Source organism: Nonomuraea sp. NPDC050680 (assembly GCF_040654555.1).
Classification (GTDB): domain Bacteria; phylum Actinomycetota; class Actinomycetes; order Streptosporangiales; family Streptosporangiaceae; genus Nonomuraea.
Genome location: NZ_JBFAIF010000003.1, coordinates 959,962 through 969,092 on the forward strand (window position 1 = coordinate 959,962; position 9,131 = coordinate 969,092).

The following is a 9,131-nucleotide window of genomic DNA, read 5'->3' on the forward strand; positions in this document are numbered from 1 at the left end:
TCTCCCTCGCCGCACAGGGCCCGCCTGACCGGGCCGCGCGGGCCGTCATGACGATCAGGCGTGTTCGGAGGTACTCCCCTTCACTCCAAGAAAGAGTAATGAATCAGGAGTCAGTACGGAAGAGGGCCCATACGGCTTTGCCGCCACGAGCCAGCGGGTCCCAGCCCCAGCATTGGCTGTAGGTCTCGACGATGTAAAGGCCACGGCCGTTCTCGGAGATGAAGTCGGGCTCCTTGGGCGTGGGGATCTTGTCGCTCGGGTCGGCCACGGCCAGCAGCACGTGGGGGGCGACCCGCATCAGCAGCAGCTGGATCTCCCGCCGGCCTCGCGCGTACATCGCGTACCTGACCGCGTTCGTGACCAGTTCGGACACGACCAGCGCGGCGTCGTCGCCCAACTCCGGCAGGCCCCAGCCGCGTAAGGTGGAACGGGTCACGTCCCTGGCGGTCTTCACGGAGTCGGCCTGGAAGGGCAGTGGACACGAGGTCGTGTACGGCTTGCCCGAGCTCAACAGGCTGTCGAACCCCACTTCACGGGTGATCTGCAGGCAGTCGGCAGTGGCCAAAGGGTCCTCCACCATCCCGCCGATACCTCCCGATTGTTCCTGGGTTCGTGCATGTTTGGCCCAATATGCACTAGGCCATCATGGATCACGATCCCCGGCCGCTGCAAGACCCAAATGCACGTGCATGTGCAATGTGCAGCAGCATGAGCGGCTACGGGTAGGGGTATCCGAATCGGACACCAGGTTGAGACCTTGTCATACCCGGCAATGTGGTGTCACTGTGTGTGCGGACCTTGATAGGAGGCAGAGTGACGCAGAACCAGCCGGGTTCCGGCCCTACGGCGCTGCGCATCCTCCTGGGCTCCCAGCTGCGCAGGCTCAGGGAGGGGAAGGGCGTCAGCCGCGAGGAGGCAGGCCACCTCATCAGGGGCTCCGAATCCAAGATCAGCCGGATGGAGCTGGGTCGCGTCGGTTTCAAGGAGCGCGACGTGGCCGATTTGCTGACCCTTTACGGGGTGGTGGACACCCAGGCGCGCGCAGCCGTACTCGACCTGGTGGCCACGGCGAACGAGCCCGGATGGTGGCACCGGTTCAACGACATCCTGCCCACGTGGTTCCAGGCCTACGTCGGCCTCGAAGAGGCCGCGGCCAGGATCAGGACCTACGAGGTCCAGTTCGTCCCGGGGTTGTTACAGACCAAGGAATACGCCCGGGCGGTCGTCACGGCCGGCTCGGCCGGCATCGGCGCGGAGGAGATCGCCCGCAGGGTGGACCTCCGGCTCGAACGCCAGCGCATGTTCGACCGGCCCGACGGCCCGGTCTTCTGGGCGGTCATCGACGAGGCCGCGCTGCGCCGCCCCATCGGCGGCGCCGAGGTGATGCGGGCCCAACTCGAACACCTCATCGACCTGATGCGCCAGCCCAACATCACCATCCAGGTCATGCCGTTCAGCTTCGGGGGCCACAGCGCCGAGGGCGGCGCGTTCAGCGTCCTGCGCTTCCCCGACCACGACCTGCCGGACGTGGTGTACGTCGAGCAACTCGCCAGCGCCCTTTACCTGGACAAACGCGAGGACGTCGACCGCTACACTGAGGTCATGGAGCGGCTCTGCGCCGTCAGCACGACGCCGGACGAGACCATCGAGCTCCTGCGGGTGATCGCCGAGGAGTTCTGAGGGTCGTCACGTCGTTGTTGGGTACGCATCTACCCTAGACTGGCGAACGGCGCTTGGATCCCGCCAAGGCGGAGCATGCCCAGCGCCGCTCATGTGGGCGCGGCGCGTGAGCCGTACCAAATCTGGACGCGCCCGCGATCACTCGAAGCTTGATCAAGGAGACCACCCCGTGAAGACCGCTGTCGAGGAGCTCAGCCCGACCAGGGTGAAGCTCACTGTCGAGGTGCCGTTCGAAGAGCTGCGCCCGAGCCTGGATGCGGCGTACAAGAAGGTCGCGCAGCAGGTGCGCGTCCCCGGGTTCCGCCCTGGCAAGGTTCCGGCCCGCATCATCGAGCAGCGCTTCGGCCGCGCGGTGGTGCTGGAGGAGACCCTCAACGACGCGGTGCCCAAGCTGTACGGCCAGGCCGTCGACGAGGTCGACCTCTTCCCGGTCAGCCAGCCCGACATCGAGATCACCAAGATCGAGGATGGCGAGCAGGTCGAGTTCACCGCCGAAGTGGACGTCCGGCCCAACTTCGAGGTCCCCGACTACGCGGGCACCGAAGTCACGGTCGACTCCGCCGAAGTCGCCGACGAGGACATCGACGGCCAGCTCGACGCGCTGCGCCAGCGCTTCGCCACGCTGACCGGCGTCGAGCGCGCGGCCGCCGCCGGCGACTTCGTCGTCATGGACCTGCGCGCCGAGATCGACGGTGCCAACATCGAGGAGCAGCAGGCCAACGAAGTCTCCTACGAGGTCGGCGCCGGCTCCGTGCTGCAGGGGCTCGACGACGCCCTCGTGGGCATGTCCGCGGGCGACGAGAAGACCTTCAAGACCGAGCTGGTCGGCGGTGAGAACGCCGGTGAGGAAGCCGACGTCATCATCAACGTCAAGACGGTCAAGGAGAAGGTCCTGCCCGAGCTCGACGATGAGTTCGCCCAGCTGGCCAGCGAGTTCGACACGCTCGCCGAGCTGAAGGACAGCATCCGCGAGCAGGCCCGCCGCAACAAGCTGGTCGACCAGGTCGTCCAGGCCCGCGAGAAGGCCCTCGACTCGCTGCTCGACAAGATTGAGATGCCGATCCCCGACAGCGCGCTCAAGGCCGAGGTCGACGCCCGCAAGCACAACCTCGAGCACCAGATCGCCGAGAGCGGGCTCAGCCGCGACGCCTTCTTCCGCCTCTACCAGACGACCGAGGAGGAGCGCTTCGCCGAGTTCGACAGCAGCTCCGCCAAGGCCATCAAGGTCGGGTTCGTCCTCGACAAGATCGTCAAGAGCGAGGACCTGGGCGTCTCCGAGCAGGAGCTGACCAACTTCGTCGTCCGCCGCGCCATGGAGATGGGCGTCCAGCCCAACCAGCTGGCCCAGCACCTGGCCGACAACGACCAGCTGACGCTGGCGATGGTCGAGATCGTCCGTGACAAGGCCAAGTCCGTCGTCGGCGACGCCGCCAAGGTGGTCGACACCGACGGCAACGAGGTCGACCTCAAGGCCATCTACACCGAGATCAACGGCGAGGAGCCCACCGAGGAGCCGGCCGACGAGCCGGCGGCCGAGGAGAAGGCCGACGCCTAGCCCCAGAAACGGCACCAAGCCCCCGATCCGGACGGTTCGGGGGCTTCGCGCTGCTCTGGGCGGCCTTACCTGCGCCGTCAGCGAACAGTAGCCGGACCGGGCATGAGCTGTGTGCCCCGCGCGTTAGGGTCACAAGCAAAGCCAATCGATTACGACGCATCGGAAGGTGACGCTGTGACCAGCCCGCCGACCTTCTATCAGCCTGAGTCGCGAGGCCGTGAGAACGGCTCGTCCTTCCGGCTTGAGGACCAGCTTTACCAGCGCCTGCTGCGCGAGCGCATCATCGTGCTGGGGCAGGAGGTCAACGACGAGATCGCCAACCGTATCTGTGCCGAGCTGTTGCTGCTCGCGGCCGACGATCCCGACCGTGACATCTGGCTCTACATCAACTCGCCTGGCGGGTCGGTGACGGCCGGCATGGCCATCTACGACATGATGGAATATGTGCCCAACGACGTGGCCACGGTGGCCATGGGGCTGGCCGCCTCCATGGGGCAGTTCCTGCTGTCGGCGGGCGCGAGAGGCAAGCGCTACGCGCTGCCACACGCGCGCATCATGATGCACCAGCCGTCCGGTGGCATCGGCGGCACCGCCGCGGACATCGCCATTCAGGCGGAGCAGATGCTCTACGTGAAGAAGACTCTGGCCGAGCGGATCGCGCAGCACACGGGCCAGCCACTCGACCAGATCGAGGCCGACTCCGATCGAGACCGCTGGTTCACGGCCGAAGAGGCCAAGGACTACGGCTTCATCGACCAAGTTGTGCGCAGCGCGAGGCAGGTGCCCTCGCAAGGCGCCGTCTCCTAGGGGAGTTGAAGTGAACATCGAAAGCCGGTACGTTCTCCCCTCCTTCGTCGAACGCACGTCTTATGGCGTGAAGGAGATGAATCCGTACAACAAGCTCTTCGAGGACCGCATCATCTTCCTCGGAGTGCAGATCGACGACGCGTCGGCCAACGACGTGATGGCCCAGCTGCTGACGCTGGAGTCGCTCGATCCCGACCGTGACATCAGCATCTACATCAACTCGCCGGGTGGCTCGTTCACCGCCATGACGGCGATCTACGACACGATGCAGTTCGTCCGGCCGGAGATCCAGACCGTCTGCCTGGGGCAGGCCGCCTCCGCCGCGGCCGTGCTGCTGGCCGGCGGGACTCCGGGCAAGCGGTTCGCGCTTCCCAACGCCAGGGTGCTCATCCACCAGCCGTCCACCGAGGGCGGCGGCCAGGGAAGCGACATCGAGATCCAGGCCCGCGAGATCCTTCGCATGCGCTCCCTCCTGGAGGAGATCGTGGCGAAGCACTCCGGAAAGCGCCCTGCGGAAGTCCGAAAGGACATCGAACGCGACAAAATTCTCAACGCGGACGAGGCAAAGGCGTATGGTCTGATCGACGACATCATCCCATCGCGGAAGAAACGAGCTCAGGCCGTCGCTTCCTGATGAGATGTGACGCACCGGAGCGCTGCCCAATAGGGCACGTTCCGGTGCGACTCGCCGCCAGGGGGCTCACTGAGGGCCCAGAAGACGGTAACGTCGAAACCTGAGCGGTTCGGACCCGGTCCGGAGGATACGGATCGCGGGAGCAGGGCGGTCCCACGCAAAGGAGTATCTGGGGTGGCACGCATCGGCGACGGGGGAGACCTGCTGAAGTGCTCTTTCTGCGGGAAGAGCCAGAAGCAAGTCAAGAAGCTCATTGCCGGTCCAGGCGTCTACATCTGCGATGAGTGCATCGATCTCTGCAACGAGATCATCGAAGAGGAGCTCTCGGAGTCCTCTGAGCTCAAGTGGGACAACCTGCCCAAGCCGAGGGAGATCTACGAGTTCCTCGACGCCTATGTCATCGGTCAGGACAAGGCGAAGAAGGCGCTCTCGGTGGCGGTCTACAACCACTACAAGCGGGTGCAGTCCGGCGACCGAGGTAGAGACGACGGTCTAGAGCTGGCCAAGAGCAACATCCTGCTGCTCGGCCCTACGGGCTCGGGCAAGACGCTGCTCGCGCAGACGCTGGCGAAGATGCTCAACGTGCCCTTCGCCATCGCCGACGCCACCGCGCTCACCGAGGCGGGCTACGTCGGCGAGGACGTCGAGAACATCCTGCTCAAGCTCATCCAGGCCGCCGACTACGACGTCAAGAAGGCCGAGACCGGCATCATCTACATCGACGAGGTCGACAAGATCGCCCGCAAGAGCGAAAACCCGTCGATCACTCGCGATGTCTCCGGTGAGGGCGTCCAGCAGGCGCTGCTCAAGATCCTGGAGGGCACGACCGCGAGCGTGCCGCCGCAGGGCGGGCGTAAGCACCCCCACCAGGAGTTCATCCAGATCGACACGACGAACGTGCTGTTCATCTGCGGCGGCGCCTTCGCCGGTCTGGAGAAGATCATCGAGTCGCGCATCGGCAAGAAGGGCATCGGCTTCAACGCCATCATCCGGTCGAAGGAAGAAGTCGACATGGCCGACATCTTCTCCGACGTGATGCCCGAGGACCTGTTGAAGTTCGGCATGATCCCCGAGTTCGTCGGTCGTCTGCCGGTCATCACCTCGGTGCACAACCTCGACCGCGAGGCGCTCATCCAGATCCTCACCGAGCCGCGCAACGCGCTGGTCAAGCAATACCGCAAGCTGCTCGAGCTCGACGGCGTGGAGTTGGAGTTCACCGACGGCGCCCTCGAGGCCATCGCCGACCAGGCGATCCTGCGCGGCACCGGCGCGCGCGGCCTGCGCGCCATCCTCGAAGAGGTGCTCCAGTCGGTGATGTACGAGGTGCCGTCGCGCCAGGACGTCGCCCGCGTGGTCATCACCCGCGAGTCCGTCCTCGAACACGCCATCCCGACGCTCGTACCCCGCGACCAGCTCGCCGCGAAACAGCAGCGCACGCCGCGGGAAAAGTCCGCCTGATCCTTCCCTTACGGCAAGCGCCCCGCGGAGACAACTCCCTGGGGCGTTTCGCTTTCCACCACCTCCCTAGAATTGGTCACTGTGACAACGCCAGAGCTGCCCACCCAGTACACCCCGGCCGACGTCGAGACCCGGAGCTACGAGCGCTGGGTATCCGAAGGCTATTTCCACGCAGACCCGGGCAGCCCGCGCGAGCCGTACAGCATCGTCCTCCCCCCGCCCAACGTGACCGGGGTCCTGCACATCGGGCACGCGCTCGACCACTCCATCCAGGACGCGCTCACCCGCCGGGCCCGCATGCAGGGCCGCGAGACGCTGTGGCTGCCCGGCATGGACCACGCCGGCATCGCCACCCAGAACGTCGTCGAGCGCGAGCTGGCCAAGGAGGGCCTGTCGCGCCACGACCTCGGGCGTGAGGCGTTCGTGGAGCGCGTCTGGCAGTGGAAGGAGGAGTCCGGTGGCCGGATCCTCGGCCAGATGCGCAAGCTCGGCGACGGTGTCGACTGGGAGCGCGAGCGCTTCACCATGGACACGGGCCTCTCGCGGGCCGTCCAGACCATCTTCAAGCGGCTCTTCGACGACGGCCTGATCTACCGCGCCGAGCGCATCATCAACTGGTGCCCCCGCTGCCTCACCGCGCTGTCCGACATCGAGGTCGAACACAGCGAGGACGACGGCGAGTTCGTCTCCATCCGCTACTCCGACGAGATCGTGGTGGCGACCACCCGCGCGGAGACCATGCTCGGTGACACCGCCGTGGCCGTGCACCCCTCCGACGAGCGCTACGCCCACCTGATCGGCACGCTCGTCGAGGTGCCGTTCACCGGCCGGCAGATCCCCGTGGTCGCCGACGAGCACGTCGATCCGGCCTTCGGCACCGGCGCGGTCAAGGTGACGCCGGCCCACGACCCCAACGACTTCGAGATCGGCCGGCGGCATTCGCTGCCGTCACTGACCATCATGGACGAGCGCGGCGTGATCACCGCGCACGGACCGTTCGAGGGGCTCGACCGGTTCGAGGCGCGACCCGCCGTGGTCGCCGCGCTGCGCGCCGAGGGCAGGATCGTCGCCGAGAAGCGCCCCTATGTCCACTCGGTCGGCCACTGCTCGCGCTGCAAGACGGTGGTCGAGCCGAGGCTGTCGCTGCAGTGGTTCGTCAATGTCTCGCCGCTGGCCAAGGCCGCGGGTGACGCGGTGCGCGACGGCCGCACCCGCATCCACCCGCCCGAGCTGGCCAAGCGCTACTTCGACTGGGTCGACGACATGCACGACTGGTGCATCTCGCGCCAGCTGTGGTGGGGGCATCGCATCCCGGTCTGGTACGGCCCGGCCGGCGAGGTCGTGTGCGTGGGCCCAGACCAGGATCCGCCCGCCGGCTACGTCCAGGACGCCGACGTGCTCGACACCTGGTTCTCCTCGGGCCTGTGGCCGTTCTCCACGCTCGGCTGGCCGGACTCGACACCGGAGCTCGCGCGCTTCTACCCGACCTCCGTGCTGGTCACCGGCTACGACATCCTGTTCTTCTGGGTCGCGCGCATGATGATGTTCGGCCTGTACGCCATGGACGGCGAGCCGCCTTTCCGCGTGGTGGCGCTGCACGGCATGGTCCGCGACCAATACGGCAAGAAGATGTCCAAGTCGTTCGGCAACGTCGTCGACCCGCTCGACTGGATCGAGCGCTTCGGCGCCGACGCCACACGCTTCACGCTGCTGCGCGGCGCCAACCCCGGGGCCGACGTCGCGGTGAGTGAGGAGTGGGCGGGCGGCTCGCGCAACTTCTGCAACAAGATCTGGAACGCCACCCGCTTCGCGCTGATGAACGGCGCGGCCACCGGCTCCCTCGATGGCCTCGACCTGACGGCGGCCGACCGGTGGATCCTGTCGCGGCTCCAGAGCGTGATCTCGACGGCCGACGCGGCCTTCGAGGAGTTCGAGTTCGCCAAGGCGTCCGATCTGCTCTACCACTTCGCGTGGGACGAGGTCTGCGACTGGTACCTGGAGCTGGCCAAGATCCAACTTGGTGAAGGGCTGGAGCACACGCGGCTCGTGCTCGGCCACGTGCTCGACACGCTGCTGCGGCTGATGCACCCGCTGGTGCCGTTCGTCACCGAGGAGCTGTGGCGAGCCGTCACGGCCGGCGAGTCGGTCGCCGTGGCGGCGTGGCCACAGGTCGATGCCGCCCGGACCGATCCGGTGGCCGAGGCGGAGATCGTCGCCCTGCAGGAGCTGGTGACGGAGGTGCGCAGGTTCCGTTCGGATCAGGGGCTGAAGCCCGGCCAGAAGGTGGCCGCGCGGCTCGGACTGACCGGCACGGCTCTCGCGGGGCAGGAAGGGGCCATCCGCTCACTCCTGCGGCTCACCGAGCCGTCTGACGCCTTTTCCGCCACTGCCCGCTTCACCGTGGGCGGGGTGACCGTGGAGATCGACACCGCCGGCGCCATCGACGTGGCGGCCGAGCGCAAGCGGCTGGAGAAGGACCTGGCGGTCGCGCGCAAGGAGGCGGCCCAGGTCGCGGCCAAGCTCGGCAACGAACAGTTCATGGCCAAGGCGCCCGAGGACGTCGTCGCCAAGGTCAGGGGGCGAGCCGAGCAGTCGGCGGCCGACATCGTGCGGCTGGAGGCCCAGCTCGCCGGCTTGGGTGTTTGAGCGAGACACACCGGGGGAAGACCTATTCGTTACCGAAGTTGGGTCTTCCCCCGCACCAGGACTGCTAGAGTCTTCAACGCGGGGCAAGTTAGCCCGGCAAAACCCAGTGATCTCTCCCGAACTTCGGGTCGTGTCTGTGTGCGATTGGACATGAGTCAGAAGTTCAGGTAAGTTAGCGGGGTTGCCCGGAACCTACCGGATCGGCCGATTTGACAAGAATCGAGCGGATCTGGTAAACTGGGCGAGATGAAATGTGCGCCTCTCGCAGGTTGGGGAGTACGCGTCCGTTTCTTGAGAACTCAACAGTGTGTTAAAAGCCAGTGCATGATGCACAACCCCGTCATGTCTGCG

Annotated in this window: 7 protein-coding genes; 6 read left to right on the plus strand and 1 reads right to left on the minus strand. The window is 66.4% G+C overall.

Annotation, left to right across the window (positions count from 1 at the left end):
• Positions 1 to 103: 103 nt before the first annotated feature.
• Positions 104 to 565 (minus strand): ATP-binding protein, encoded by a 462-nt coding sequence (locus AB0H88_RS15630; RefSeq protein ID WP_357644731.1) that lies wholly within the window; start codon positions 563 to 565, stop codon positions 104 to 106.
• Between the two features lie 248 nt (positions 566 to 813).
• Here AB0H88_RS15630 and AB0H88_RS15635 point away from each other — a divergent pair, with 248 nt between their 5' ends.
• The 6 genes from AB0H88_RS15635 (at position 814) to AB0H88_RS15660 (ending at position 8,780) form a co-directional block, all read left to right on the plus strand.
• A complete protein-coding gene (locus AB0H88_RS15635) occupies positions 814 to 1,680 on the plus strand; it encodes a helix-turn-helix transcriptional regulator (protein ID WP_357644733.1) in 867 nt (288 codons plus the stop codon).
• A 169-nt stretch (positions 1,681 to 1,849) separates the two neighbouring features.
• The gene (gene tig / locus AB0H88_RS15640; protein WP_357644734.1) at positions 1,850 to 3,235 is read left to right on the plus strand and encodes a trigger factor; all 1,386 of its coding nucleotides are present in this window, start codon (positions 1,850 to 1,852) and stop codon (positions 3,233 to 3,235) included.
• 174 nt (positions 3,236 to 3,409) lie between these two features.
• The gene (locus AB0H88_RS15645; RefSeq protein WP_357644737.1) at positions 3,410 to 4,042 is read left to right on the plus strand and encodes an ATP-dependent Clp protease proteolytic subunit; all 633 of its coding nucleotides are present in this window, start codon (positions 3,410 to 3,412) and stop codon (positions 4,040 to 4,042) included.
• A gap of 10 nt (positions 4,043 to 4,052) precedes the next feature.
• Positions 4,053 to 4,676, plus strand: coding sequence for an ATP-dependent Clp protease proteolytic subunit (locus tag AB0H88_RS15650; protein WP_214637437.1), 624 nt, complete (start codon positions 4,053 to 4,055; stop codon positions 4,674 to 4,676).
• Positions 4,677 to 4,850: 174 nt separating this feature from the next.
• Positions 4,851 to 6,134 carry an ATP-dependent Clp protease ATP-binding subunit ClpX gene (gene clpX, locus AB0H88_RS15655; protein WP_225292608.1) on the plus strand — a complete coding sequence of 428 codons (1,284 nt, stop codon included), beginning with the start codon at positions 4,851 to 4,853 and terminating at the stop codon, positions 6,132 to 6,134.
• An 81-nt stretch (positions 6,135 to 6,215) separates the two neighbouring features.
• Positions 6,216 to 8,780, plus strand: a complete 2,565-nt coding sequence (locus tag AB0H88_RS15660; RefSeq protein ID WP_357644740.1) for a valine--tRNA ligase — start codon at positions 6,216 to 6,218, stop codon at positions 8,778 to 8,780.
• The last annotated feature ends 351 nt before the right edge of the window (positions 8,781 to 9,131 follow it).